The following is a 1803-nucleotide window of genomic DNA, read 5'->3' as shown; positions in this document are numbered from 1 at the left end:
GAAGGCCTCCGCTGCGCTCCGGCCCGTGGTGGAGCTGACGCGCCACCACATGTCCGCGCAAGCGCGGACATCGACGGGCCTTCGGCCCGTTGGGGTGTCCACTGACGCTCCCACCCCTGGCCCTTCCGGCTACGCCTCCAGGACCTGGGCCCGCTGACGCGGGCCAGCCAGCAGCGGTGAGAGGGCGGGCGTGGTCCGTCGGGTGCGGATGCCGGAGCTCCGTGTCGGGGCTGGCCTCGCAGGATGGTGTCGGTGCGGGGCTCGCATCACAAGATGCATCATGCGGTGAACTGTGTAGGAACCCGAGAAACCTGCCACCCCCTCCCGCGGGTGCGGACCTGCTCTCTCGGGGGTTCAGCGGTCCTGCAGGCTGCGCCTCAACTCGCCCCGCATCGCCGTATTTAGGCCTGTGACCAGCAGAAATACCCTTGCGGTCCCAGGCATGTGCCCACGTCCCTGCCGGTGGTCAGCAGCCCTCGGGAGAGGGCGGCCACGCCGCCACACATCGAACTGACGTGACGTCAGGCCAGGTCCAAAAATTCAACCGGTCGCCCATAGAACACACCGAACCCTCTCGGATAACCGTCCGATTCACCGAACCACACCATGAAAAAACACCACACGAGAAATCCACGTCGGACGAAATTCGTCATTCGCACCGGGGACACGAGAAGGCCAGGCAGGTCTCGACGGTGCGGCTTGCGGGACTAACCCCCACACCCTGCAACCTCATCCGGCGATGACCGACGGCTCCTGCGTCAAGTCCTCGCGAATCTGCGAACCGACCGCCAGACGAGACCCCTGAACAGGCACGGAACAGAAATTCGCGAGAACTCGACCCCACCGCCCACCCCTCGCACAGTGGCTCCCGATCCACCCGACACCCCCGGCACCATGCCGGCCTTCCAAAAGGACCCCACCATGACCACGACCCTCACCGCCCCGCACAGCACCGAGGCCGCCACCCAGACCATGACGGCCGCCCAGGAGCAGGCCGAGTTGGGGCGCTTGCGGCGTCAGCGGGACGCGCTGTTCCTGGTGCTGCTCCTGGGCATCGGCGCCGTGCTCGCGGCCGTAGCAGGCATCGTCGTACGGCTGGCACCGTCCTGGGCCAACCCCGCACAAGTCGCCCTCGGCACACTCGGCGCGTACATCGCCGCAGTGGCCCTGCTGGTACCGATCCTCCGACGCCGTCAATAGGTGCCGCCGGAAACGCACGCGCGGCCCCGGCCAACGGAGAGCCGGGGCCAGACCCGTGCGCCGCCCCGGCGCCCGAACCCGGGGTGTTCCCACGAGGAACACCCACACCCGGCCAGGAACCAGGGCTCCGGTCAAGCCTTGAGCCAGCCACCAGCCTGCGGACGCTGGCGGCGGCTCACGGTGTGTTGCGGCGGGTACGCCGTCGGGTGCGATGGTCTCGGCGGTTGGTCCACCATGTGAGCCGATCGCGCGAGTTCTGGGGGAAGACGGTCTGTACCGAGGTCGCGACCAGAACCAAGATCAGGCAGAGCGCGACACCCCACCACGGCGCCCCGGCCATGGCAGTAGCCAGGCCGCTGACTGCGGTGATTGACGCAGACACCAAGTTCGGAGAGACGGTCATCGGGAGACCTCGTTTCTATTCGCTTCTACTCGAAACCATCCCTTGGAAAGGGTCACATCCGTGTCTTCGCTGCTGGCCCACATTGAGCAGCAGGGGTTGGCGACCGCCGGGCACCGGCCCCCGCCCTGTTCCAGATGCACCGACCGGGCCCGGCCCGCGGGCACGCCTCGCCGCCGAACCGGCGGCCGCCGAGCAGCTGG

The 1803-nt window shown here is 68.1% G+C and carries 1 protein-coding gene; it reads left to right on the top strand.

Going from position 1 to position 1803, the window contains the following annotated elements; all coding sequences use genetic code 11:
* Positions 1-921: 921 nt before the first annotated feature.
* Positions 922-1200 (top strand): hypothetical protein, encoded by a 279-nt coding sequence (locus AC3A46_RS19435; RefSeq protein ID WP_386027112.1) that lies wholly within the window; start codon positions 922-924, stop codon positions 1198-1200.
* Positions 1201-1803 lie beyond the last annotated feature (603 nt).

It is taken from the genome of Microbacterium sp. Soil_C_42 (assembly GCF_057656735.1).
This window is presented reverse-complemented; position numbering and strand designations above follow the sequence as displayed.